Consider the following 23,794-nt stretch of genomic DNA (forward strand, 5'->3'; position numbering starts at 1 on the left):
CAGCGAACAACAGATTAACAAGGGTCTGACCCCTAGGTCATTGGTCGGTACGGTAACTGGTTGCCACCTTTATCCAACAACCAAATCCGGCTAACAGCTAAAACTCTTCGTTTAATTCATCCAGCTCCCGGTACATCTGGTAGAGGTCATAGTAGACACCTTCTTCCTGGAGCAGTTCCTCATGGGAACCTTTTTCGACAATCCCATCTTCGGTGAGGACTAAAATCGAATCCGCATTTTTAATGGTGGTCAGCCGATGGGCAATCGTAAAGGTGGTTCGGCCCCGGGTCAGCTCTTTTAAAGATTCCTGAACAATCCGTTCGCTTTCATTATCCAGCGCCGAGGTGGCCTCATCCAAAATCAGAATCGGCGGGTTTTTCAAAAATACCCGGGCAATGCTGAGCCGCTGTTTCTGGCCACCAGAAAGCTTAATTCCCCGCTCCCCGATATTGGTATCATAACCCTTGGGGAGCTTTTTTATAAACGCATCGGCGCCGGCATGTTTAGCCGCCTGAATCACGCTTTCCCGGGTGGCATCCGAGCGACCATAACTGATATTTTCATAAACGGTTCCCGAAAAAAGATAAACATCCTGCTGGACAACCCCCACCTGGGTGCGTAAGGAATGCAGGGTCAGGCTTTGAATATCCTGACCGTCGATCAGAATTCGGCCGGAGCTGACATTATAAAATCGGGGAATCAGATGGCACATGGTCGTTTTGCCACTGCCCGAAGGTCCCACAATGGCAATGTTTTCACCAGCTTTCACCGCTACATCAATATGGGAAAGTACCGCATCGCCGCCATCGTTGTATTGAAAACTGACATCTTCAAAAATAATATCGCCCACAACATTTTTCAGTTCCACTTCATTGGACTGATTTTCATATTCGGTAGGTTCGTCCAGAATTTCGATAAACCGCTCAAACCCGGTCATTCCCCGCTGAAACTGTTCTGCGAATTCAACAATCCGGCGGATGGAGGTTAGTAAGGTGGTGACATACATCAGATAGGCGACATAATCGCCGGGATTAATGGCACCATTGATCATAAAGATTCCCCCGAAAACCACCACCAGTAAATACATCAGTCCGTCAAAGAGCCGGGTGGTGGTCTGAAAACCGGCCATATAACGGTAGGTTTGTTTTTTTATTTCAAGAAATTTACTATTTCCTGTCTCAAACTTAATCTCTTCAATATTTTCGTTGGCAAAAGATTTCACAACTCGGATTCCCAAAAGATTATCTTCCACCTGAGCGTTTATTTCACCCGTTTGAACCCGCGACCGTTTAAAGGCAATCCGCATCCGATTCCTGAAATAGGTGGTCGTTAAAAGCATGATCGGCAGGGCGGCAAAAATAATCACTGTCAACCAGATATTAACTGAACCAAGAATGGCAAATGAAACGCCAATTTTTAAACCGGCAATAAAAAACTCCTCGGGACAATGATGGGCAAATTCCGTCACATCAAAAAGATCAGTGGTGATCCGCGACATCAACTGACCGATTTTGGTGTCGCTATAAAAAGAAAACGACAGCTTTTGGAGATGTGAAAAGAGATCCCGGCGCATATCCGTTTCGATTCGGGCGCCCATGACATGGCCCACATCGGCCATAAAGTAGTTAGCCACTCCATCGATAAGCCGCAGTACCAAATATACCAGCCCCAGTTTTAAGATCGTTTCCACCGTCAGACTGGCCAGATCATTGATGGCGGTATTGGTGATAAACCGTACGATCAGAGGCAAAACCAGATCGCATACCGTTGTCAGGGTAGCGCAAAACAGATCCAACAACAGAATCCATTTATATTTTTGATAATAAGGTATGAAACGTTTGATAAGTTGTGTGTTACTGATTCGCAAAATATTCCTTCTTTCTTAATTGCTACACTTAAAAACTTTGGGCAATTGAAAAACGATTAACGTTTCCCAATTGCCCATTCATGGTCTTTTACTGAAATTTCTTTTATTAACTGATCTTATTGACTGACCTTGCTCTGATCTGTCATGATTTCACTAAGGGATGTTGCCAAACCCGCCAAGCCCTGAATTTCAGAGGGAATAATAATCTTAGTGGCTTTGCCATCAGCTACCTTTTCAAAGGTAGATAAACTCTTAAGGGCAATAACTGACTGAATCGGATTGGCATCATTTAACATCTTGACCCCATTGGCAACCGCTTCCTGAACCTTGACAATGGCTTCTGCTTCACCTTCTGCCCGTCTGATCTGAGCTTCCCGATCCGCTTCGGCGCTAAGAATAGCAGCCGCTTTTAAGCCTTCAGCTTGTAAAATTGCCGCTGATTTTTCGCCTTCAGCGACCAGAATGGCACTGGCTTTTTCGCCTTCTGCCTGGAGGATTTTTTCCCGACGTTCACGCTCTGCCTTCATCTGCCGTTCCATCGCATTCTGGATCGCTTCTGGTGGCATGATGTTTTTAAGTTCTACCCTACCAATTTTAATCCCCCAGGGATCGGTGGCTTCATCGAGAATTACCCGCATTTTGGTATTAATAACATCCCGGGATGTCAGTGTTGCATCGAGCTCCATATCACCAATGATGTTACGCAAAGTGGTGGCGGTGAGATTTTCAATGGCTTTCATGGGATTATCCACCCCGTACATATAGAATTTAGGATCGGTAACCTGTAAATAAATTACCGTGTCAATCTGCATCGTAACATTATCCTTGGTAATAACCGGTTGGGGCGGGAAATCCGCGACCCGTTCTTTTAAACTGATTCTTTTTGAAATCCGGTCAAAAATCGGAATTGCGATGTGAAAACCGGTCTCCCAGGTGGAATGATAGGCTCCCAATCGTTCCACTACATAGGCATTAGCCTGGGGAACGATCTTCGCATTCACCACAATCACCGCAATAAAAATGATAAATAACACTGCTAGTAAAATAAATCCAAACATCTTAACGCCTCCTTGTTTATTTAATTCAAATCTTGCTCTACTGTCTTAACCATAGCTTTAACCCCTTCAATCGCAACAACCTCAACTTCCATACCAACGGGAATAATCACCTCACCGTCGATGTTTCTGGCTGTCCAGGATTTTCCATCGACTTTAACCACCCCTATTCCCTTAAGATTATTGATTTCTTCCTCAACAATTCCTCGTTTTGTCAGAATGCGATCAGCATTGGTTGTTATCGTTTTAGAATCCATGTGTTTCTTTAAGAACGGTTTTGTTCCCAATAATAAGCCAACGGAAATTAGTAAAAAAAGCGTCATCTGTACCCAGAATGGTGCGCCCAAATAAGCGACGGCCATTGCCACCAGAGAACCGACACAAAACCAGATGGAAACCAGCGCGCCAGCGGTAACCAATTCAACCAACAGAAAAACGATAAACAAGACCAACCAGAAAAGAATGAAATTCATCCGCTCACCTCCCTTATTTACTTGATTTTATTATAACATAGTTTATTGTTTTTTTTTCTCATGAGTTACACAATCGACTTTTTTTTATTTTTTTCTTGCACTTTCATTTTTTAGTGTGTATAATCAAAAGCAAGTAAATAGAAAAGCGAACATATGGTGCCTTAACAATAAGGAGAATAGGGAATCAGGTGAGAGTCCTGAACGAACCCATCACTGTAAGGGCGGAGCAAACCACAAAAACCACTGTTTTTTTAATGGGAAGGTGTGGCAAAGCGTTAAAACCCCAAGTCAGGAGACCTGCCTATGAATCGATCCTGAATGAACGAAGGTAAAGTTCATGGCTGTTATTTAGAATAAATAACAGCTGTGGACTTTTTTATTTGCCAAAATTCGTTGAGAATCATGCAGGAGGAAACGATGACAATTCTTAAAAAAGCACAAGCCGGTGAGATCACCGCAGAAATGATTTATGTGGCACAAAAAGAAGGGCTCGATCCCGAGAACATTCGCCAGGGGGTAGCCGCCGGTGAAATCGTCATTCTAAAGAGTTCCCGGCCAAATATCAACCCGGTGGCGGTGGGCAAGGGTCTGTTTACCAAGGTTTCCGCCAGCGTTGGAATGTATGAAATAGATGATACCATCGCCGGTGAAATGGCTAAAATCGATCAGGCCGTAAAAGCCGAAGCGGATACGCTGATGGACTTAAGTGTTCGGGGTCCGATTGATGAAATGCGAGAAAAAGTCTTATCCACGGTGGACCGGCCGGTCGGTACCCTACCGCTTTATCAAACCCTGGCTATGGCCCAGCAAAAATATGGCAGTGCTTTAGATATGACAGCTGATGATATGTTTGCGATGATGGAAAAGCATGCTTCCGAAGGCGTCAGCTTTTTAGCCCTGCACTGCGGCACCACCATGGACGTGATCAACCGCGCCAAAGAAGAAGGCCGGATTGATCCACTGGTTAGTTATGGGGGTTCCCATCTGATTGGCTGGATGGTTCACAACCACTGTGAAAATCCCTTTTTTACCCAATATGACCGGGTCCTGGAAATCTGTAAAAAGTATGATGTCGTGCTGAGCTTTGCCGACGGCATGCGCCCCGGCTGTATTGCCGATTCCCTGGACGGCGCCCAGGTTCATGAATTGGTGATCCTCGGCGGTCTGGTTAAAAAGGCCCGGGCGGCCGGGGTTCAAGTGATGGTCAAAGGGCCGGGCCATGTGCCCCTGGATCAGATCCAGACCACTGTAAAGTTACAAAAACAACTATGCGGCGGCGCACCTTACTTTGTCTTTGGCTGTCTGCCCACCGACTCCGGGGCTGGTATGGACCACGTCACCGGTGCCATCGGCGGCGCGATCGCCGCCTATTACGGTGCCGACTTTCTCTGTTACGTGACCCCGGCCGAACATATCGGCATGCCTAATGCCGATGATGTGTATCTGGGCGTGATGGCCAGCCGCATTGCCGCCCATGCTGGTGATGTTGGCAAAGGCCATCCGGCCGCGATTGCCTGGGATCTGGAAATGTCCCATGCCCGCCGGGAACTTAATTGGGGCCGGCAGATGGAACTGGCTATCGATACCGAAACCGCCACGAAGGTCTGGAAGGATCGTAGCACCAACTTCGAATCCGAGTGTAGCATGTGCGGCGACTTCTGTGCCATGAAAATTGTCGGTAAGTATTTACGAGACGAAAACCAGGAAGCGAGGAACTAATTATGACCCAAATGTTAAAAGCCCGTCAGGGTAAAATTACCGAAGAAATGGAAATGGTGGCACTCAGCGAAGGCTTCACACCTGAATTTATCAGAGCCGGAGTAGCTGCCGGCCGGATTGTCATTCCTAAAAATAAACTACGCAACCGTTCTAAGATCTGCGGCATTGGTGGCGGCCTGGACGTCAAAGTCAATGGCCTGATGGGCACCTCCGGTGATCGGGATGATATGGACATGGAAGTCAAAAAACTAAAAATCATCGAAGCCGCCGGTGCCCACGGTTTTATGGATTTAAGTATGGGTGCCGATATTGATACCATGCGAACCTTAAGTCTAAATAATTCCAACATTGCCGCTGGCTGTGTGCCCGTTTATCAGGCTGCCAAAGAGGCGGCTGATAAACGGGGCCTGATGGTCAATATGACCTCTGATGATCTGTTTGAAGTGGTCGAAAAACAATGTCAGGCCGGTATGGATTTTATGGCGGTGCACTCGGCCTTGAATATGGATCTTCTCAAAATATTGAAAAAAACCGGTCGCGTTGCCGATATCTGTAGCCGTGGCGGATCCTTGCTAACTGGCTGGATGTTCCATAACGATAAAGAAAATCCTCTTTATGCCGAATTTGACCGACTGCTGGAGATTCTCAAAGCGACCGATACGGTACTTAGCATCGGCGACGCCATTCGACCCGGTGCCAATGCTGATTCTCTGGATCAGGCCCACCTGCGCGGCTTAATGGTCGCTGGTGAGCTGACCAAGCGGGCCCTGGCGGCCGGGGTTCAGGTGATGGTGGAAGGTCCCGGCCATGTGCCACTAAACCATATTCCCTCAGCGATGCTACTGCAAAAACGACTCTGTTACGATGTACCCTACTATATTTTAGGCTTCCTGGCCACCGATATTGCTCCCGGATATGACAATATTACGGGTTCGATCGGCGGTGCCTTTGCCGGCATGCACGGGGCTGATTTCCTTTGTTACCTGACCCCAGCCGAACACCTGGGTCTGCCCAATGAGGAAGATGTCCGCATCGGTGTCGAAACGACCCGGATCGCCGCTAATGCGGCCAATGTCTTAAAGCGCGGCGGCGCGGCCTGGAACCGCGATCTGGCGATGTCCCGGGCCCGGGTTTCCCGCAATCAGGAAGAACAGATCAAAAACGCCATCAATCAGGCCAATCTGATCGCTGCCTTTGCGGCTCAAAAGCCTTCCCATGGTTGTGCCGTCTGTGCCGACAGTAAATGTCCGGCCGATGTCGCAGCGGAGTTTTTTGGGATATCCTAAACCAGTAAACCCTTTGTGACGGGTAGCTTACCCGCCCCACGAAAAAAACAAGCGTTTATTATCCAAAAGCGTCATCCATCATCCCATAGGGGCTTGTAATACAAGCCCTTACAAACCTCACTAATACAGTGATAAAATCAATCATATGTTTCATTTATTGCCAAGTAGAAAGGATAATTACCATGATCGAAACCAAATATACCTTAACACACGTCATCGACCATACCGAACCGGCTGACCCCAAGTGGCGTCAGGCTGCCCGCGATCATATTGAAAAATTAGCGATTCCGCCCTGGAGTCTCGGTCAGCTGCTGGTTGTTGCTGAACAGTTGGCCGGGATTCAACGCACCATCCGACCCAATGTCGATAAAAAAATGGTCATCACCATGGCCGGAGATCACGGCGTGGTGGCCGAAGGGGTTTCTGCCTTCCCTCAGGAGGTGACCCCACAGATGGTGGAAAACTTTGTCAAAGGCGGAGCGGGCATTAATATTTTAGCCAAAGCCGCTGGCGCCGAAGTGATTGTCGTTGATATGGGCGTCGCTGTGGATATGCCCGAACTGGTTTCACAAGGCGCCATCATTGACTGCAAGATCGCCCATGGCACCAAAAACTTTTATCAGGAACCGGCAATGACCCGGGAACAAGCCATTGCTGCGCTGGAAGCCGGGATCAATGTGGCTTCCAAGGTGATCAAAGAACAGGGGATCAATCTGCTGGCTACCGGCGATATGGGGATTGGCAACACGACCCCCAGCGCCGCTATTTTAGCGGTGATGGCCGAATATCCGGTTTCATCAGTAACCGGCCGGGGCACCGGCATTGATAACGCCACCTTGCTCAACAAGATCAAAGTGATCCGGGAATCGATCAATCGCCATCAACCCGATAAAACCGATCCCATTGATGTCCTTTCCAAAGTCGGGGGCTTCGAGATTGCCGGGATTGCCGGCGTAATCCTGGGGGCTGCTTTTAATCAGGTGCCGGTTCTGGTGGACGGCTTTATTTCCACCGCTGGTGCGCTGATCGCCAAGGCCCTTTGTCCCCAATCGCTGGATTATATGATTCCCTCCCATCAGAGTGAAGAACCGGGGCATCAGCTAATGTGGCAAGCCCTGGGCTTACGCCCCCTGCTTAACCTCAATTTCAGATTAGGGGAAGGCACCGGGGCAGCGGTGGCGATGCACCTGGTGGAATCCTCGGCCCGGGTCATCTGCGACGTCTTAACCTTTACTGACGCAGGAGTAACCAATGGTCATGAATGGGTATGATCCCCAAACCAACGGCGGCCAGTATTTAGAAGACCTGGCCACCGCCTACTGGGTTTCCGATGCGCTGTTCACCGCTTTGGAAATGGATCTTTTTCAAACCATCGATGATTTCGGGATCCGCGGTGCCAGTCTCTTAGAACTCGCCCCAAAACTGGGTGCCAACGAAAGCGCCCTGGAACGTTACCTGGCACTTCTAAACAGTCTTGGTCTAGTAGGATGCTACCAAAATGTTTATTATAACCAATTGATTACCAAAGAATATTTACTAATAGCGAGTCCGCTTTATCAGGGCGACTCGCTGCTGTGGCGTAAAAATCTTACTGATGACTGGAATACGCTTAAAGCTTCGCTGACTGCTGGTGGTCGGGTCAACTTTCTGCCGGCGGATATCAGCGAAGATGAACTTAACCTGCGCCGGGCTAAATACATCAAAGCCATGGACAACGTGGCCAAGTTAAAAGCCCGCGACTGCACCACCTTTTTTACCGAACTCAGCGGTGATATTCTGGATGTGGGAACCGGCTCCGGAGCTATGGCACTGGCCTTTTTAGAAGCCTTTCCGGGCACTCGTGCCACCCTGCTCGACATTGTGCAGATGCTTCCTCAAACTCAAAAACTTGTCGATGCCACCGCCTACGCAGATCGGGTTAACTACCACCCCGCTAATATTCTGGAACCACAATGGGGTCTTGCCAAAAAATATCGGTTGATCATTCTTTCTAATATTATTCACGCCTACGCCGAGTCGGAAAACGAACAGGTTTTAAAAACCGCAGCCAGCCATTTGAGTGATGATGGCATCATCCTGATCCATGATTTTTTTAATGAGCATGACCCGGTCAAGGCTCACCTGACCGATATCAATATGTTTTTAAACACCTACAATGGCAAAGTTTTTTCCGGAGCCTGGGTAATTGCCGAGCTTAAAAAAAATGATCTACTCACCTCATCGCTGATTCCTCTGGCCACCGACACCGCCCTGATCTTTGCCGCCCGAAGCCAGATGGCACTGGATACCATTTATTTCAAATAATTATTATCGTTAACCAAATCAAGGAGAAACCATGAAAATACTTTTCATCCAAGCCCTCTCAATGGAGGGTATCGACATCGAGCGGGTTTATCCCATTGGGATCGTCGTGCTGGCATCTCAGGTCGAGCGGCAAACCAATCATGATCTGCAGCTTTTTGACATGAATATGGCCATCGATCCCTATGGCGATTTACGCTTACAACTGGATACCTATCAGCCGGACGTGGTCTGTCTGTCGCTACGAAATATTGATCCTTTGGGTAATAAAACCTCGTCGTTGATTCCCGGCTTTGCCGTTACCCTGGCTTTTATTAAACGCTACGCGGCTGATACCAAAATCTTAGTCGGTGGAACCGGTTTTTCGCTATTCCCGGAACGGCTGATGCGCGAATATCCGGAAATTGACTTCGGCGTGACCGGCGAGGCCGAAAAAATCATTGTGCCACTACTGGAAAATCTCAATAACCCGCCCCACCTCCCAGGGCTCTGCTACCGCGAAAACAAAGCGGTCTTGATCGTCCCACCGGTGGGTGATTATGATATGCTGGATTACGTGATGCCCAACCGCGATCTGCTTGATCCCCGCCCCTACCTCACCGTTAATAAATATGTGGAAAGTATTGGCGTGGAAACCAAACGGGGCTGCTGTTTTAGCTGCGGCTACTGTTCCTATCCGCTCCTGCAGGGCTCTAAAATGCGTTGCCGCACCCCTGAAGCGGTGGTCGATGAAATCCAGTTTCTCTACGAAACATACGGTGTCACCCGGATCCACTTCACCGATTCGGTGGTCAATATTCCGGTGGATCACCTCGATACAATCTGCGCTGAAATCATCCGGCGAGGTTTAAAAATTAACTGGAGCGGTTTTTTTCGCGAAAACCTGTTAACCGAAGAAAACGTCGCCCTCTATACCCAATCCGGCTGCGAATGCTTTTCCCTGTCCCCCGACGGCCTGAGCCAAACGGCCCTGGATGCCATGGATAAGCATATGCGTGTCCAGGATATCCTCAACACTGCTCAGGTGTTGGCAGGCAGCGGTGTGGTCACAGTTTATCACTTCCTCGTCAATACCCCCGGGGATACCGCCGCAACCCAGCAGCAAGCCAGGGACCTCATCGATGCGATTTACGAGATCCATCACGCTTCCAAAACCCTGGGTACCATTGTACTCAATAATATCCGTATTTTACCGGGCACCAAGGTAGAACAACAGGCTCTGGCAAACGGGGTGATCACCCCGGAAACCGATCTGCTCTACCCCACCTACTATAACCCGGCGCCCTTTGACCGGGTCCGCTATGATCTGGAAATCTATCATACCAAAAAAAATATCTTTATGTGGCAGGAGGTCACCTCATGAATGTCATTCTTTTAGAACATCCCCGCTCCTACGGCGACGACCGCTGTAACGATATTGCCAACGCCCCCCTTTCAGCCTGCTTGAACACCGGCTATATTGGCGGCATGCTGGCCGCCAACAACATTGATGTGACAATTGTGGACGGCTATCTGGAACAGCTGGATTATCCGGCCATTGAAGAGCAAATAGCAACGCTAACGCCCACGATTTTAGGGATTCACCTGGTTTATCACTGGGAGGACAACAAAACCCTTTATCAGTTTATTAAGCACATCAAACAAACCTATGGCATTGCTTATGTCTGCGTTTATGGTTTTTACCCCACCTTTGCCTATGAAGAAATTCTTAACCGCTGTCCGGCCATTGACTCAGCCCTGTTAGGCGAAGCTGAACTGACTTTCTTGACGCTGGCCGAAAATTTCCCCACCGTTCCCCAGTCGGGAATCGCCACACGCACCACTAATGGCATTGTCGCGACCCGAGGCGAGGTTGTTACGGATGTGGATTCATTGCCCTTTCCTCTGCGCAGCACCAGCTCCTATTCTTTTGGCGAGGTCAATATTTCCGGTAGCCGGGGCTGTTACGGTGGCTGTACTTTTTGTTATATCAACCCCTACTACGGCGATACAAAACGGAAATGGCGGGGCCGAAGTCCGGAGAACATTATCACCGAAATCGATACAATAATGAAGCAAACCGATATCCGCTACTTTTATTTTATGGACCCCAACTTCTACGGTCCCGGTCGCGCTGGAAAAGAGCGGGTCCTAAAACTGGCCCATCTTTTAAAAGAACGCCACATCCACTTTGGCATTGAAGCGCGGGCCAACGATATCGAAGAAGAAACCATCAAAGCCCTGACTGACGCCGGTCTTAAACACATTTTAATCGGTCTGGAAAGCGGCCTTGATGAAGCGCTGAAACGGCTTAATAAGCTGACCACCGTGGCTGATAATGAACAGGCTCTGGAAATCCTCCGGAAATACGGCATCGAACCCAGCGTCGGTTTTATTATGTTTGAACCGGACTCGACCCTGAAAGATCTGAAAGTCAACTACGATTTTTTAAAACGAAACGCTCTACTGGATAAGCTGGAAATCAGCGTTAATGTACTCTATCATCATATGATTATTCTTAAGGGTAGCTCCTCCTACAAAGCCCTCCAGGATCAGGGGCGGCTAAATATTTCCCCTCACTCCACCTATGAGGCAGATACTGATTATCTTAACCCAAGGGTGGCGATGTTAGCCGGGATGATGAGAGACATGACTAATCATATTTTTTCCTATATGAAAGATACCTGGGAACTGAGCTTTAAGAAAGATCCGGTAATTCTGGAAAAATATCGTCTGATCAATCAGCTGCTGATTCAATCCTTTGAAGATTATCTTTACTTACTAAAAAACAGAGAAATCACTATTGATCAACGAAACAGTTTTGTGGATACCTTTAATCATACCGTTGATGGAATTATGGCATAAAAAACGCCTAAAGGGAAATCCCTTTAGGCATTTTTTTATCTGATTTTATTCAGACTCAATTATTTCATTTCTAACAACATTTATCTCAATCACGTGACGTTCGTCCGACTTGGTAATGGTGAAGGTCAGATTTTCAAACTCAAAGGATTCACCCACATTGGGAACGCGATCCAGAAATTCAACAATCCAACCACCTACCGTGATCACGTCAAAATCATCATCCATATCAAAAAGATCAAACATTTTTCCCAGATTTGCTTTTCCTAAAATCCGATATTCGTCTTTGGATATTTTTACAAATTCATCGATGACCTCATCATGTTCGTCCCAGATTTCACCAACCAGTTCTTCAATGACATCTTCAAGGGTGACAATACCAGCGGTTCCGCCATATTCGTCGGAAACGACAGCAATATGGCATTTTTTCTGCTGGAGCAGCGTTAGCAACTTGGAAATTTTCATATTTGGAGTGATAAAGACCACCGGGCTGATGATTTCTTCCAGACTGCTGTTGCCATTGGCCACATAATGGGTAAAATCCTTATAACTGATAAAACCGATAATCTGATCAATGGTCCCCTGATAAACTGGCAGCCGGGAAAAACCAGTTTCAAAAAACAACTTGGTAATATCCTCCTTGGGATTATCCACATCAATAGCGACCACATCCACCCGATGGGTCAGGATATCATCCACATCCAGGTCATTGAACTCGATCGCACTGCGAATCAATTCTCCATCCTGAAGATCGATGCCACCATCATTTTCTGCTTCTTCCACAATGGTCAGCAGTTCTTCTTCGGTCATGCTGCGTTCATCATTAACCTTAAACAATTTATCAAGCATTTTTTTCCATAACATAAATAAAAAGTTCACTGGTGTTAATATAAACATCAGAAACCGAATAAAAGGAGCCGCAAACATGGCAAAACTTTCAGGTGAATCTTTAGCCAGACTTTTAGGTGAAATTTCACCAAAAATAAGTACCAGTACGGTCATCACCGCCGTTGAAATGGTCACTCCGGCATTGCCGAAATAGCGAACAAAAACCACCGTAGCAATTGATGCTGAAGCAATGTTGACAATATTATTCCCGATCAGAATTGTCGATAATAAAACGTCAAATCGATCAGAAAGTGCCAAAACCTGAGCCGCTCTTTTGTTTCCGTCTTTGGCCAAATTTTTTATGCGAATACGATTAATGGAGGTAAAAGCCGTTTCCGTCGCCGAAAAATATGCTGACATCAGCAGCATCACCACTAGAACTGCAATAAAACCTATAACACTACTGTCCATTGACTAAGATTCCTCCCAGTAAACAGATTCGTCAGTGGTCACGCTCTCCGATTTGATAAGTTGTGTCATTTTTGTCTCAGATAATGGTACGTCGTCCAATTCTATTCCTCTTTCAAATATTATTTGTCACTATGATATCATATTTTTAGTTACAATTCCATAATATCTGATAAATTTTACCTAATTGGCGAATCTTTAAACTTTTTTAATTTTTCGTAATGGTTGAGAATAATCATAAACAGCAGATTGTCGTGACCATTACACTTGAGGGAAAAACCAAGGCATTCTTCCATTTTATTTTTTCTGAAAATAACCGTATTTTTGTGGACAAATAAATCTTCGGCCACCTGTTCAAAGTGAAAATGATAATCAAATATTTTGCGCATCGTAATCATCGCTTCTTCGGTGCCTTTGCCGAAATATTTCTGAATTTTTTGAATATAGGGTTCAATAACCAGGGTATAGGCTTCTTTGTCCAGTTGATTATAAAGACGCCATAAATAATGGTGATGAGAGAAATACACAGGTTGATTTTTCTTATAAATGCCGCTGCGATACATACCATAGGCTTCACCATAGGATTTCACGTAGCCCTTGACGCCCAGATAATAACCGCCCACAAAACATTGCATATTTTTAGCATCCGCAGCATTTTTCATAACGTCCAGATAGGTACTAATGGTCTTTTCTACCTCCCAGGGTTCTGTTCTCTTGAGCGTTTTGAAAACTAAAATAAAACCGCCGGACATCACCGACGAAATATCGTCTTTTAAATGACTGTCTGACAGCTTAATCTGGTTGAGGATTTTTTCAAGCTTTCCTTTTTCAGACGTTTTATGATCAATCCCAAAACTTAAAATTACCGCCACTCGACAACTTTCCATACTATAGCCGATGCGCTCGCCCCAATCCGCAATTTCTTCTTCACTGATGCTTTGCTGATCACTGATCAAAGTGTTTAAAAAGATTTCTTTATCGTTGCGATGGGAATAGAAGCGGTTCATCGTTTCTTGCTGTTCAATGATCAATTCTGCGGTCATCTTCACCAGTTTCCCAATGTTTCGGACCTCATCCGGGTCTCCAGTTATTCCAACGACGCCAATGACTTCTCCACCTTTATCCACAATAGGCAAATTAATCCCCGGCTTCACACCCCGAAGTTCTTTTGATTGTGTATCAGTCACTTCACAGGTAATCCCGTTTTGAATGGCAAACATGGCTGTTTCATGGAAGCTTCCAAGTCTGTCCGGCGAACCACTCCCAATTATAATTGCATTTTTATTCATAACATTGATGTTATAACCAAGGGTGTTCATAACTTCATCGGCAATTTTTTGGGCAATTTTCTTATCCAGCATCGCCCCACTCCTTTTATTCTATCTCATATTTTGCGGAAGCATGCATACAATTGCCAGAAAACGAAAAAGGTTATCGATCGTTTTCGCCAATAACTGGGGCGCATTTTGCATATGCCAGACCAACCCGCGATCGTTACTAAAGATGGCAAAGGCGGCCACCACCCCACAATTGTAAATCGCTTCATAACCATCATCTAACGCTCCTGAGATCACTACCACCGGAATATTTAGATTTTTTCCCCGTTTTCCAACGCCGGAAATCACCTTGCCCATCACACTTTGGGCATCGGTTTTCCCTTCTCCGGTAATGATCATATCGGCTCCGTCAATTGCCGCTTCAAAACCAATTTCATCCAGAACAATATCCAATCCGGATTTCAACTGGCTTTTAAATAAAGCCACCAATGGTAATGCCATACCGCCAGCGGCGCCAATTCCTTTTAGCTTGACCAATTTCCTGGCTGTTCTTTTCTCAAGAAGTTGTCCAAACATACTGAGTCCCTGATCCAGAAACATCACCATCTCGCTGTTGGCACCTTTTTGAGGACCATAGATTGCCGCCGCCCCTTGAACGCCACAAAGAACATTATCAACATCACAAGCAATGACTATTTCCACCTCTTGCAATGCGGGCTTAACCTGGCTGGTATCAATTGTCCTCACCCGGCTTAAATTTTCGCCGACAGGGGCCAACAATTCCATATTTTGATCATAAAACCGGACCCCCAAAGCATTGGCAACTCCCAGACCGCCATCATTGGTCGCGCTGCCCCCTAAACCAAGGATAATTTTGTGGCAACCCCGCCTGATTGCATCCGCAATCATTTCCCCGGTACCATAGGTACTTGTTTTTAGCGGATTGCGTTCATCATCTGCTAAAAGCGGCAAGCCGGAAGCAGCCGACATTTCAATAACCGCTACTTCACCGTTTAAAATGCCGTAGATTGCGGTTATTTCTCTGAATAAAGGGTCTTTCGTTTTGATTTTTATGATCTCACCAGATTGATGCCTGACCAGTGCCTCTACCAGACCTTCTCCTCCATCCGAAACGGGAATTTTTACGATCTTAGCTGTCGGCATAATTTTAAGAATTGAACCTTCAACGATATCACAAACCTCAGTAGCTGACATGGATCCTTTAAAAGAGTCCGGAGCAATCACTATTTTCATTTTGTGCTCTCCTCTAAATTATATTTTTTATGTCTCAAAAACAATAGCATGGGTAAACAGGAAAACCCATGCTATTGCAGTTAATCATTTCAGGATTTGATAAAGTCAGCAACGACTTGATTAAATTTATCAGCTTCTTCCCAGAATAGCATATGACCGGAATTCTCAAAAAACTCCAGTTTTGCTTCTGGAATCTGCTCAGCAACATAGGCGCTGCCCTGCCAATCAAAGACAGCACTGTGTCGGGCCACGCAGACCAGGGTCGGAAGATTAATCAATGGCAACAAATCTCGCCAGTCCAGATTAGTGTGATCCCGCATGATTTCAATACGCACTTTCGGCGGACACTTTGATATCTCATCGGCGATAAATTTTACTTCTTCTGATGTCGGTTCATGATACAGGCAGCCAAAGGCCAAGCCTTCTGCACTTTCTCGCGGAGCATACTCAATGGCACAACAGGTTCTGATGAACATTTCCACATCATAACAGCCATTTTGTCCCCATACCCAATCTGGGCCAGTGTATTGGAGCGGTGCCTGATCAACACAAACCAGTTTGCCAACCCGATGATTGCCAAATAATTCCAGATAACTCCACAGTACGGCAACCCCCATGGACCATCCCAGTACGGTGACATCTTCAACATCCAGTTGATCCAAAAGTTCTTTCACATCCATCGCATAACGAGAAATCCGGTGACTGTGTAAGACCTTTTCAGATTCACCATGCCCACGAAAATCCATTACTATTACCTGAAAATTTTCAGCCAGTACATCGCTGTTTTTTTTGAAAAACTGGGTTGTACAAGTCCATCCGGGAATCATTAGCAAAGGTTTTCCTTTGCCCTTTACCTCATAATATAATTCAACATGATCATTGGTAAAAAAAGTTGCCATAGCTTTCCCCCTATTATTAATTAATACCTTGCCTGCTTCCCGCTTCGCCATCTAATCAAACCGCTACTCTTTTTCCGATCACTCAGAAACGATCAGCCTCATTCGATACCAAAGTACGATGTTTCTGTTTTCAAGCTTTATACAAAATACTATTGATTATTATTATACCCAATCTGCAATAGTTTTCAATGGCATTTTAGCCAATTAATTTCATATTCATTAGACAATTATACAATAAGCACCTTCTTTCTTCGAACTTTTAAAATTATTGTTTAAATTTGCTACTGTTTTTTTTAAAACGAGGATTAAACAAATTCCTTGTTCTGGAAAGTTTGACTATATCAAGAGCACCATATCTTTAAAAAAACCTAATAAAAAAACAACCAATATTATTTACTACTGATTGTTTTTTTATTATTATCGCCTGATTTCAAGCATCTTGACTTTTAAATCATTCTCCAGTTTTTCAAGCTCAACTTCCACTTCTTTTCGTTTCTGACGGCCTTCGGTCTGGATTCGCAACACCTCATCAAAGGTACTAATCAGAGACTCATTGGAAATCCGCAGCGTTTCAATATCGACAATGCCCCGTTCCGATTCTTTGGCGGTAGCAATGGATTCCATCTTCAGGGTTTCGGCATTTTTTCGCAATAATTCGTTAGTCATATTGGTGACTTCGCGCTGAGCCTTGGCGGCCTGTCCCGAATGAACGACTCCCAGGGCCAAAACCATTTGACTTTTCCATAAGGGAATGGTGTTGACAATCGAAGACTGGATTTTTTCAGCCATCAAGGTATCATTATGTTGAACCAGTCGGATTTGCGGCGCCATCTGAATCGAAATCATCCGGGTCAGTTCAAGATCATGAATTTTTTTCTCAAAGCGATTGCACATGGCTGACAAATCATTAACCGCCTGAGCATCCTCCGGTAATCCGCTGAGCTGTGAGCGTTTGATCAATTCCGGCAAATCTTTATTTTCGACTTCCTTGAGCTTCTTTTTGCCAGCCATGATATACATTGACAATTCTTTAAAGTAAGTTTTGTTGACGTCATAAAGTTTATCTAGCATGGCCACATCTTTTAAAAGCTGCATCTGATGTTTTTCCAGGGCTTCGGTAATCCGGTTGACATTGGTTTCGGCAGTCGCATAACGCGTCTGCATGGAGCTGAGCTTATTGCTGGTTTTTTTGAAAAAGCCCAAAAAACCTTTCTCTTCTTCCTCAATGTCAAAGTTTCGTAGTTCCATCACCATATCACCCAGCATTTTGCCGACCTCGCCCATGTCTTTAGTGCGGACATTGTTCAGGGCCGTTTCTGAGAAATCGGCAATTTTCTTCTGGGCTCCAACCCCAAACTGCATCACCAGGCTGGAATTAGTAAGATCAATTTTGCTGGCAAAATCGTCCACCATTTTTCGTTCTTCCACCGTCAATCGACTTTCGTCAAAAACTTCCCGTTCACCCTTAAGCTCCTGATGCACATTGGCCGTCATCACCTTTTCTTCTTCGAACGGGTCGAAGGTTAAAGTAGGGGTTGCCTGGGAATAATCATTCATATTGTCTTCCATCGCTATTCTCCTCGTCTTAATTAAGTTGATCCTTTCAAAGCTTTCATCAATTTAAAATATCATGGTGGGCTTTTCTGAATTCGGATCTTATTACTTCGTCTCTTGTTTTTTAAAATCTCTTTTGGTTAGACCTTCCTGGGCCAGCATCGTATTAAGCACCGAAATATCCGTTGAAACATCCATTGCCGTGTCTTCATAAAAACTATCCAACAAATTTTCAAAGGCGTGGCTGATGGTGTCCAGGGTATCTTCAATCTCTTTTTTAGTCGCTAAAATATTGGTGCCCTGAATAGGTTCTGCATCTAAATCCCGATAGACCGAAACTAGCTTTAAGGTGGTCGGCAGATAATAGCCCATAAACTTCCGAATTTCCGGCAATCCATCCGGATTTTCCTCAATAAATTCAAAGATTTTGGTGATCACTATTTCCAGTCGATCCAGTTTATGGGAGATTACTTCCCCTGCAATCGCCAGATTAGCTTCGTTAATTTTTCTGATGATATCCTGACCTTCGGCAATCACCTCATGAACCGCCTTCATTTCCGGATTTTCTGATTCCAGTTTCTTTTTCTGTTCCAACGCTTCCTGTTCACGGCGAGCTCTTTGTTCCTCAAGTTTCTTTCCTGCCTTAAGTTTTAAATGATTCTCATAAGCTTCATTACTAAGCAGTAAATATTCTTCCTGTTCATCAAACCGCCCCTCCGGGAACATCCCCAGGCTGATCATCTTACGCAGATCTTTTAGTACATATTTCTTGCTGCGCCCAATGGGCTCAGACAGTTCGGATATTCTACAAAATTGCCGTCCTTTCAGGCGACTGGCATACTGACGAAACCGTTTTACTCGTCCCCGCAGGTTTGACCCCTTTGCCGCCATTAGTGCACTAATCGTAAAAATCGGCAACAGGATTCCGACCCCGATCCCCATCAGTGGCATACTGGTAAACGCAAAACCAAATACCGATGAAAAAATAAGCAGTAGAAGTAGTGAAACACCAATGCCAATATTTCCAAATATCATCAATAACATGCCGGAAATTCGACCATGAGGCGATTTTGAAATCAGGTTATTGGGCCGTCTTTTGACGGGACTATAGGCATTTTGATAATTGTTTTTGGCAAGCATTTCCTTTGCCTGAGGTTTGTTCATTTTTTCCTGGGCTCTTCTGGCATTGGCCGCCTGCTTTCTGGTTCCCTGGTTGTTTTCCCGCTGCTGTCGCTGCTGCTCCTGCCAATACTGACCACTTCGCTTAACTTCATCCATGGCTCGAGCGACAGTCGCCGAAATGTTCTTGTTCAGTTCTTTAAACTCCTCCGAATTCAAGGCATCCTGAACAATATCCTTGATATCATTACCGATATTCGAATAATCTTTTTTTGTCATCGTTTGACCTCCCAAACATTGAATTAATTATATCTTATAAAATTTAAAATTTCAATTAGGAAACCATTTCCTGGCGCTATTCTTTAAGTAAATTCAAAATTTTTTTTGATTTTTCGATACAGGCGTCTTAAATCTAAAAAAGCTTGAACACATCAAGCTTTAAGCGGTCAAAAGATAACCATACTGATATTAAACCAGTAGTCAGTATGAAAGTTTTTGCGAACTCTATCGTACCCGCGGTTTTTGCATGCACAGGGGCAGCTCCAAATGACATTGAGATAAGAGGTTTTCGTCAAATAGGATATCTCGAACTGTGCCATCTGCAAACACGCTGCCATGATGTAAAATAATCACCCGGTCACAAATATCAAGGGCCATATCCAAATCATGGGTGGCAATAACTTTGGTCATTTTCAGGGTGTCGAGGGTATTAATTACATTTCGTCTGGCCTGGGGATCAAGAAATGAGGTCGGCTCATCAAACAAAATAACCCGGGGATTCATGGCTAACACCGAAGCAATGGCAATGACCCGCTTTTCACCACCGGATAAACGATGAGGCATCCGATCCCGCAGATGAATAATCCCCAACTGTTCCAAAACGTTGACCACCCGCTCTTCTACCACATGTTCATCGAGCAATTCATTTCGCGGACCAAAGGCAATGTCATCATAAACCTTTGTCATAAACAACTGATCATCCGGATTCTGAAAAACCATCCCGACTTTCCGGCGAATATCTTTCAGCGTTTTTTTCTCCACTGGCAAATCATCAACTATAATCGCTCCTTCTTTGATCTCAGAAATACCGATAATTAGCTTGAACAAACTGGATTTTCCCGCCCCGTTAGCTCCTACCAAGGCAATGCTCTCACCCTCTTCGATTTTTAGATTTACATCTCGAATAGCCTGATGGCCGTCGGGATAGGCATAATTCAACTTTTTTATTTCTAGCATTAAGAACTCCTCATTATAAAAAACTGCCGATAAACAGGCTCAGATCAAAAAATCGCATCAAACACAAAACACCAGCTACAAAAACCAGATACAACCAATCACCCTTATGAATCGGGCTTGGTTTAGCGTAAAGATAATTACCATCGTATCCACGACATTTCATGGCCACATAAATACTCTCAGCCCGATCAAAACTTTTTAATAACAACTGCCCCACAAAGATACCCATGTCTTTCATTTTGATACCCTTGGAATCCGGTGCTCTTAAAATATAGGCTGTATACATATTTGAGACCTGCTCTAACAGCACCGAAATGTAACGATAAGTCAACATAATTTGTTCCACAATAATTTTGGGTACTTTAATCGATAATAATTGATAGGAAATTTTTGGCAATGAAGTTGTCGCAATCAGGATCAGCACCGCCATGACGGTAAATATCGTTTTAACCATAATAGACGTAAAGGAGATTAAACCATAACTGATCGGAACCGGTCCGAGCATCAATGCCAGTTGCTGATTAAAAATGATATTGGATAACCCCGCAAAAAAAGAAAAGGGCAAGGCGACCAATAGTCGCTTTAGCAAGGGTTTATAAGGTATTTCAGCCAAGGCCATTAAAATCACCGGATAGAAAGCAAACACCACCAGTCCGGTAATATTAAAAGGGTTAAACGAAATAACCAGCACCAGATAAAGCATCGTGGTAATCAGTTTGACCATTGGATGAAGACGATGGATGACGGTATTGCCATCGGCCATTTCCTCCAGAGAATTGATCGTATTCATTGAGTCGGTAATTGTTGACATTGAGACTACCTTTCAGTTAAATATTAAATAACCTCTGTTTATAAACAGAGGTTATTTAGAAAACTATTGTTAATGTTAACACATAAAGATTGCTATTTCAATTAGTAATAAATTGTCTAAGAAGCTTTTTCTTTTTTCCGTTTGATGGCATAAATCAGATAACCGGTGCCACCTGCCAGGATCAGCGTAATACCGGCCCCAACAATGCCAGAAACACTGGTTCCAGCAGCTGAACCGTCACCATCTGTTGATTTAAAACCATAATCGGGTAGGAAGGCGGTGCTTTCCTGAATACTTCCAGCACTGCTGTAAATATCACCATCTGCTTCGAGTTCGGCGGTTCCGGCCACATTTTCCATGGCCCATTCCAGACCATCGGGATTTGCTGATGCAAAAAGTGATAAACCGCCTCCCACAACGACAGCAAAGATCAGTAGCGTTCCCATTACTTTCTTAATGGAAATATTTTTAGGCAATTTTGTATTTTCAACCGATGATTCCAATAACTCCGGCCGCATTTTATATACAAAGACCAAAATTCCGCCGGTCACAATCCCTTCAACCAGACCAATGGCCAGGTGGATCGGAATCATTAAACCAACAAAGGTCATAAATGGTAATTCGGTAATTCCCGATGCCAGCGTTTCAAGCACTACTGAAAAGGCGCCTAACGATAAAGCTAAAACGACCGAAACAATCGCTGCCACGGTAATCCGACTCGGTGTCAGTCCTCTTTTTACAATCGCTTTAAAGACAAAGGGGTAAACCAGCAAACAGGCATAAAAACCCATATTCCAGATATTTGCGCCTAAGGCCAAAAGCCCACCATCGGCAAAGAAGAGTGCCTGAATCAGCAATACCGCAGTAAGGGTTAAAAATGCGGGAAAGGGTCCCAATAGGGCTGCCAGTAAAATCCCGCCACCAATATGTCCACTGGAACCAGTCCCCGGAATAGTGAAATTAATCATCTGTCCGGCAAAGATCACGGCCCCCATAACACCCATTAATGGGATCTTTTTTTCATCTAAATCGTCTTTACATTTATACGCCGAATAGGCGATTGCTCCGGCGCTCGCCGCAAGCATGATTCCTCCAACTGCTGGAGAAACTAAAGCATCTGCCATGTGCATAATAAAACCTCCTCAAAGTTTAAAAAACCAAACAAAAAAACACGAAATACACCTCCTGAGTTTCAACTCTGGAGATACCTTCATGGCATCATTTTTGCATCATAAAATTTGATTCGTATCCTGCACTTCAATGCGAAATACTAGCTAAATTATAAATCACTTGTCTATACATGTCAAGAAATAATAACGGGAGTCTGTCGTTTTATCGGCAGACTCCGCCTACTCAGTACCACTTAATCTAGCGTCTCCGCTTCGGTGGCTGATTGGATGATCTACTGTCGGAGCCGTTTTGCTTTTTCTTAATTTTAATTTTTTTGTACTTAATATTATTCTTGCGCATAAACTGGACAAACATGATCCGCAAAATAGCAAGTAGTATCATGATCACAATGATGGTCACATACCAGTAAAGAATTGGATAATCCATCCAGTTTCGGGCTTTCATGGCTTTGACTGCGTACAGTGGCGCCGTCTCTACTAAGGTTTCGCCATTGTAAACCTGTAGTTCACCAAGCTGCTCGCCTTCCTTGATATCTGCTTCCAGATTTGCCAGGGTCTCATCACCAATCATCTTTGTTTCATCCCATTTAACTTTAGCCGTGTAGTTAGCCTGATCCGTCTGGGGTGCCGCCGTAATCAGCGCCTCATTTGTTTTATATTTCAATTTATTGCCATCAAACACATGATAGTTGACTACCTGCACAACCCGGTCTTCATCCTCCGGATCCGACCATTCAAGCAGTTCATATTCTTTAACCACCGCATTAATGGTGTCGCTTGCTTCGCCAAAGACAACCGCCTGATCAGCATTGAGAATAATGCCAATCATTTTCTTATCATTACCTTCCCCTTCAAAAACCAGGCACTTATTTGCTTCTTCAGTAAAACCGGTCTTCCCACTGGTTGCGTAACCGTTAAAAACCGGATTGGCCCCCGATAAACCATTGATAACCCGAAACTCCTCCGACAACTCATTAAAATTGGTATAAAGCAAGAGGTTGGTATTATTCCACTTGTGTTTGGTTTTGTTAGTTTGCACCTCATGAACCTTGGCCCGGGTAATGGCTTTGATAGTCGTCTCATCAAAGGCCGTTTTAGCCAGAATCAGCATATCGGCGGGCGTTGTAAAATGATTATCATTGTGTAATCCGTGAGGATTCGTGTAATTGGTGCCGGTCATCCCCAGATCTTTGGCTTTCTGATTCATGGCAGCGATAAAGGTTTCATACGCTTTATCCGAGCTGATAGAACCGTCCCCGGCAATCCTTCTGCCAATGTTCACAGCGATGGTTTCTGCCGCATCATTTCCAGAGGGCAGCAACAAAGCATAAAGCAGTTCGTTAAGGGGCAACACCTCTTCTTCTTCAAGACCAGCGTTGCTGCTGTCCTCATCCAAATATGAAATCTCATCACCTACAGTAATGTTTTCGTTGAGATCACCGTTCTCGATGGCCACCAACGCGGTCATCAATTTGGTTGTACTGGCAGGATAGAATTTTTCATCTTGCTTTTGCGCAAAAAGAATATCGCCGCTATTCACTTCATAAATAACCACACCCTCATCAGCACCATAGGCAGGCAAACCCGCTGCCATAACAGCAGATGTACAAAAGACCAGGCTAAGTATCAACAATAGTCCTATTTTTCTTTTCATATCCCCTCTCCCCTCAAAACTG

At 44.9% G+C, this 23,794-nt stretch carries 19 protein-coding genes and 1 riboswitch; of the genes, 6 read left to right on the forward strand and 13 right to left on the reverse strand.

Annotated features, from left to right (window positions below; genetic code table 11):
- Window positions 1-97: 97 nt before the first annotated feature.
- The 3 genes from ACIZ62_RS12160 to ACIZ62_RS12170 all read right to left on the reverse strand — a co-directional run bounded on the left by ACIZ62_RS12160 (window position 98) and on the right by ACIZ62_RS12170 (window position 3,395).
- Window positions 98-1,861, reverse strand: a complete 1,764-nt coding sequence (locus ACIZ62_RS12160; protein ID WP_414151858.1) for an ABC transporter ATP-binding protein — start codon at window positions 1,859-1,861, stop codon at window positions 98-100.
- 122 nt (window positions 1,862-1,983) lie between these two features.
- The gene (locus ACIZ62_RS12165) at window positions 1,984-2,925 is read right to left on the reverse strand and encodes an SPFH domain-containing protein (protein ID WP_414150230.1); all 942 of its coding nucleotides are present in this window, start codon (window positions 2,923-2,925) and stop codon (window positions 1,984-1,986) included.
- A 20-nt stretch (window positions 2,926-2,945) separates the two neighbouring features.
- Complete coding sequence (locus ACIZ62_RS12170; RefSeq protein ID WP_414150231.1) at window positions 2,946-3,395, reverse strand: NfeD family protein; 450 nt, start codon at window positions 3,393-3,395, stop codon at window positions 2,946-2,948.
- A 137-nt stretch (window positions 3,396-3,532) separates the two neighbouring features.
- A riboswitch (cobalamin riboswitch) is annotated at window positions 3,533-3,715 on the forward strand.
- A gap of 97 nt (window positions 3,716-3,812) precedes the next feature.
- Here ACIZ62_RS12170 and thiC point away from each other — a divergent pair.
- The 6 genes from thiC (at window position 3,813) to ACIZ62_RS12200 (ending at window position 11,545) form a co-directional block, all read left to right on the forward strand.
- A complete protein-coding gene (gene thiC, locus ACIZ62_RS12175; RefSeq protein ID WP_414150232.1) occupies window positions 3,813-5,114 on the forward strand; it encodes a phosphomethylpyrimidine synthase ThiC in 1,302 nt (433 codons plus the stop codon).
- Window positions 5,115-5,116: 2 nt separating this feature from the next.
- On the forward strand, window positions 5,117-6,400 hold the full coding sequence (gene bzaB, locus ACIZ62_RS12180) for a B12 lower ligand biosynthesis ThiC-like protein BzaB (protein WP_414150233.1): 1,284 nt from the start codon (window positions 5,117-5,119) through the stop codon (window positions 6,398-6,400).
- A 182-nt stretch (window positions 6,401-6,582) separates the two neighbouring features.
- Complete coding sequence (gene cobT, locus ACIZ62_RS12185; protein WP_414150234.1) at window positions 6,583-7,671, forward strand: nicotinate-nucleotide--dimethylbenzimidazole phosphoribosyltransferase; 1,089 nt, start codon at window positions 6,583-6,585, stop codon at window positions 7,669-7,671.
- Window positions 7,652-8,704, forward strand: coding sequence for a class I SAM-dependent methyltransferase (locus ACIZ62_RS12190; protein ID WP_414150235.1), 1,053 nt, complete (start codon window positions 7,652-7,654; stop codon window positions 8,702-8,704). Before cobT ends, ACIZ62_RS12190 begins: the two co-directional genes overlap by 20 nt.
- A gap of 31 nt (window positions 8,705-8,735) precedes the next feature.
- Window positions 8,736-10,064, forward strand: a complete 1,329-nt coding sequence (bzaD, locus tag ACIZ62_RS12195; protein WP_414150236.1) for a B12 lower ligand biosynthesis radical SAM protein BzaD — start codon at window positions 8,736-8,738, stop codon at window positions 10,062-10,064.
- Window positions 10,061-11,545 (forward strand): B12-binding domain-containing radical SAM protein, encoded by a 1,485-nt coding sequence (locus ACIZ62_RS12200; protein WP_414150237.1) that lies wholly within the window; start codon window positions 10,061-10,063, stop codon window positions 11,543-11,545. Before bzaD ends, ACIZ62_RS12200 begins: the two co-directional genes overlap by 4 nt.
- 45 nt (window positions 11,546-11,590) lie before the next feature.
- On the opposite strand, the gene ACIZ62_RS12205 is transcribed toward ACIZ62_RS12200, so the two are convergent.
- The 10 genes from ACIZ62_RS12205 to ACIZ62_RS12250 all read right to left on the reverse strand — a co-directional run bounded on the left by ACIZ62_RS12205 (window position 11,591) and on the right by ACIZ62_RS12250 (window position 23,772).
- Window positions 11,591-12,841, reverse strand: coding sequence for an HlyC/CorC family transporter (locus ACIZ62_RS12205; protein ID WP_111889514.1), 1,251 nt, complete (start codon window positions 12,839-12,841; stop codon window positions 11,591-11,593).
- A 176-nt stretch (window positions 12,842-13,017) separates the two neighbouring features.
- Window positions 13,018-14,199, reverse strand: coding sequence for a CdaR family transcriptional regulator (locus tag ACIZ62_RS12210; protein ID WP_414150238.1), 1,182 nt, complete (start codon window positions 14,197-14,199; stop codon window positions 13,018-13,020).
- 18 nt (window positions 14,200-14,217) lie between these two features.
- Window positions 14,218-15,369, reverse strand: a complete 1,152-nt coding sequence (locus ACIZ62_RS12215; RefSeq protein ID WP_414150239.1) for a glycerate kinase — start codon at window positions 15,367-15,369, stop codon at window positions 14,218-14,220.
- Between the two features lie 89 nt (window positions 15,370-15,458).
- Window positions 15,459-16,268 carry an alpha/beta fold hydrolase gene (locus ACIZ62_RS12220; protein WP_111889511.1) on the reverse strand — a complete coding sequence of 270 codons (810 nt, stop codon included), beginning with the start codon at window positions 16,266-16,268 and terminating at the stop codon, window positions 15,459-15,461.
- Between the two features lie 417 nt (window positions 16,269-16,685).
- Window positions 16,686-17,837 (reverse strand): toxic anion resistance protein, encoded by a 1,152-nt coding sequence (locus ACIZ62_RS12225; RefSeq protein WP_111889510.1) that lies wholly within the window; start codon window positions 17,835-17,837, stop codon window positions 16,686-16,688.
- Window positions 17,838-17,927: 90 nt separating this feature from the next.
- On the reverse strand, window positions 17,928-19,220 hold the full coding sequence (locus tag ACIZ62_RS12230) for a 5-bromo-4-chloroindolyl phosphate hydrolysis family protein (protein ID WP_414150240.1): 1,293 nt from the start codon (window positions 19,218-19,220) through the stop codon (window positions 17,928-17,930).
- A 225-nt stretch (window positions 19,221-19,445) separates the two neighbouring features.
- Window positions 19,446-20,177, reverse strand: a complete 732-nt coding sequence (locus tag ACIZ62_RS12235) for an energy-coupling factor ABC transporter ATP-binding protein (RefSeq protein WP_111889508.1) — start codon at window positions 20,175-20,177, stop codon at window positions 19,446-19,448.
- A 13-nt stretch (window positions 20,178-20,190) separates the two neighbouring features.
- A complete protein-coding gene (gene cbiQ, locus ACIZ62_RS12240) occupies window positions 20,191-20,988 on the reverse strand; it encodes a cobalt ECF transporter T component CbiQ (RefSeq protein WP_111889507.1) in 798 nt (265 codons plus the stop codon).
- Window positions 20,989-21,104: 116 nt separating this feature from the next.
- The gene (locus tag ACIZ62_RS12245; RefSeq protein ID WP_414150241.1) at window positions 21,105-22,118 is read right to left on the reverse strand and encodes an energy-coupling factor ABC transporter permease; all 1,014 of its coding nucleotides are present in this window, start codon (window positions 22,116-22,118) and stop codon (window positions 21,105-21,107) included.
- A gap of 238 nt (window positions 22,119-22,356) precedes the next feature.
- Window positions 22,357-23,772, reverse strand: coding sequence for a D-alanyl-D-alanine carboxypeptidase family protein (locus ACIZ62_RS12250; protein WP_414150242.1), 1,416 nt, complete (start codon window positions 23,770-23,772; stop codon window positions 22,357-22,359).
- Window positions 23,773-23,794 lie beyond the last annotated feature (22 nt).

This window comes from Acetobacterium carbinolicum, assembly GCF_047456275.1.
GTDB classification, from domain to species: Bacteria; Bacillota; Clostridia; order Eubacteriales; family Eubacteriaceae; genus Acetobacterium; species Acetobacterium carbinolicum.

What these genes read in the sequence shown, in the direction of transcription:
- ACIZ62_RS12165 (WP_414150230.1), bottom strand. Translation starts at nt 2,925, where the DNA reads ATGTTTGGATTTATTTTACTAGCAGTGTTATTTATCATTTTTATTGCG.
- ACIZ62_RS12170 (WP_414150231.1), bottom strand. Translation starts at nt 3,395, where the DNA reads ATGAATTTCATTCTTTTCTGGTTGGTCTTGTTTATCGTTTTTCTGTTG.
- thiC (WP_414150232.1), top strand. Translation starts at nt 3,813, where the DNA reads ATGACAATTCTTAAAAAAGCACAAGCCGGTGAGATCACCGCAGAAATG.
- bzaB (WP_414150233.1), top strand. Translation starts at nt 5,117, where the DNA reads ATGACCCAAATGTTAAAAGCCCGTCAGGGTAAAATTACCGAAGAAATG.
- cobT (WP_414150234.1), top strand. Translation starts at nt 6,583, where the DNA reads ATGATCGAAACCAAATATACCTTAACACACGTCATCGACCATACCGAA.
- ACIZ62_RS12190 (WP_414150235.1), top strand. Translation starts at nt 7,652, where the DNA reads ATGGTCATGAATGGGTATGATCCCCAAACCAACGGCGGCCAGTATTTA.
- bzaD (WP_414150236.1), top strand. Translation starts at nt 8,736, where the DNA reads ATGAAAATACTTTTCATCCAAGCCCTCTCAATGGAGGGTATCGACATC.
- ACIZ62_RS12200 (WP_414150237.1), top strand. Translation starts at nt 10,061, where the DNA reads ATGAATGTCATTCTTTTAGAACATCCCCGCTCCTACGGCGACGACCGC.
- ACIZ62_RS12205 (WP_111889514.1), bottom strand. Translation starts at nt 12,841, where the DNA reads ATGGACAGTAGTGTTATAGGTTTTATTGCAGTTCTAGTGGTGATGCTG.
- ACIZ62_RS12210 (WP_414150238.1), bottom strand. Translation starts at nt 14,199, where the DNA reads ATGCTGGATAAGAAAATTGCCCAAAAAATTGCCGATGAAGTTATGAAC.
- ACIZ62_RS12215 (WP_414150239.1), bottom strand. Translation starts at nt 15,369, where the DNA reads ATGAAAATAGTGATTGCTCCGGACTCTTTTAAAGGATCCATGTCAGCT.
- ACIZ62_RS12220 (WP_111889511.1), bottom strand. Translation starts at nt 16,268, where the DNA reads ATGGCAACTTTTTTTACCAATGATCATGTTGAATTATATTATGAGGTA.
- ACIZ62_RS12225 (WP_111889510.1), bottom strand. Translation starts at nt 17,837, where the DNA reads ATGGAAGACAATATGAATGATTATTCCCAGGCAACCCCTACTTTAACC.
- ACIZ62_RS12230 (WP_414150240.1), bottom strand. Translation starts at nt 19,220, where the DNA reads ATGACAAAAAAAGATTATTCGAATATCGGTAATGATATCAAGGATATT.
- ACIZ62_RS12235 (WP_111889508.1), bottom strand. Translation starts at nt 20,177, where the DNA reads ATGCTAGAAATAAAAAAGTTGAATTATGCCTATCCCGACGGCCATCAG.
- cbiQ (WP_111889507.1), bottom strand. Translation starts at nt 20,988, where the DNA reads ATGTCAACAATTACCGACTCAATGAATACGATCAATTCTCTGGAGGAA.
- ACIZ62_RS12245 (WP_414150241.1), bottom strand. Translation starts at nt 22,118, where the DNA reads ATGCACATGGCAGATGCTTTAGTTTCTCCAGCAGTTGGAGGAATCATG.
- ACIZ62_RS12250 (WP_414150242.1), bottom strand. Translation starts at nt 23,772, where the DNA reads ATGAAAAGAAAAATAGGACTATTGTTGATACTTAGCCTGGTCTTTTGT.